This is a genomic window from Mameliella sp. CS4, assembly GCF_019392335.1.
Lineage (GTDB): Bacteria > Pseudomonadota > Alphaproteobacteria > Rhodobacterales > Rhodobacteraceae > Antarctobacter.
Genome location: NZ_JAHXRQ010000080.1, coordinates 1 through 853, shown reverse-complemented (window position 1 = coordinate 853; position 853 = coordinate 1). Strand labels below are relative to the sequence as shown.

Genomic DNA, 853 nt, shown 5'->3' with positions numbered 1-853 from the left:
CTGCGCCTACACCTATCGGCTTAAGCTTGCTAGATAGACCAAGTCGATGACCCATTATACAAAAGGTACGCCGTCACAAGACTGGACACTAATGACAATCACGTCGCATCCGAAAGATGCTGACGGGTGGGCAACATTGCATTGCGCTGCAATGTCGTAAGTTCCCACATCTCTCCATTCCTGGAGTGTTCATCTGGTTGGAACGCTGACCCGGAACTGCACCGTTTCGATGCCCGGGTTGTTGTCGTAAATCTCCGCGTTGGAGCGGTGATCGTAACTGACGGCAAAGCGCCAGCCGCGGTCATTTTCCCACCCCAGCTCGATACCTGATCGGAATTCGATCGGCCCGCCGAGATCGAAACCACCGTTGTCGAGGTAGACCCCCGGCATGGTGTGCAGCTCCGCGTAGAACGGCGTGTCCCAAAGGCCGATCCTGTAGGTCGCGCCATAGCCGACCCAGGTTTCGCCCTCTTCACCGACCGACAGCCCAACCGCCTGTCCGAAGGGACCGATCTTTCGGTCCGCATCGTAACGCAGATAGGTTTCCGCCGCCGGTTTGGCACGCCGCTCGACCACTTCTCCGGCCGATATGGCCAGGCGTGGCTGGACGTCCGACCGCGCCAGGCAGCCGCCGTCCGTTCCGCAGTAATTCCCGTTCATGTCGGCAAGGCCGAGCACGATGAGCAATACTGCAAAGGTTCCATCCGCCATCTTTGATGTCCTACCGCATTCGTCGATAGAACCAGATGGCCCAGATTGTCATTAGAGTCCAGTCAAGCTCCGACTGATTGTAGGCGTTCGGTTTCAGGTACTGTTTCACTCCCCTCGTCGGGGTGCTTTTCACCTTTCCCTC

1 rRNA gene is annotated in these 853 nt (G+C 57.6%); it reads right to left on the bottom strand.

What is annotated here, in order from left to right:
* A 23S ribosomal RNA gene (locus KZZ07_RS26600) occupies positions 1 to 853 on the bottom strand; the annotation flags it as partial.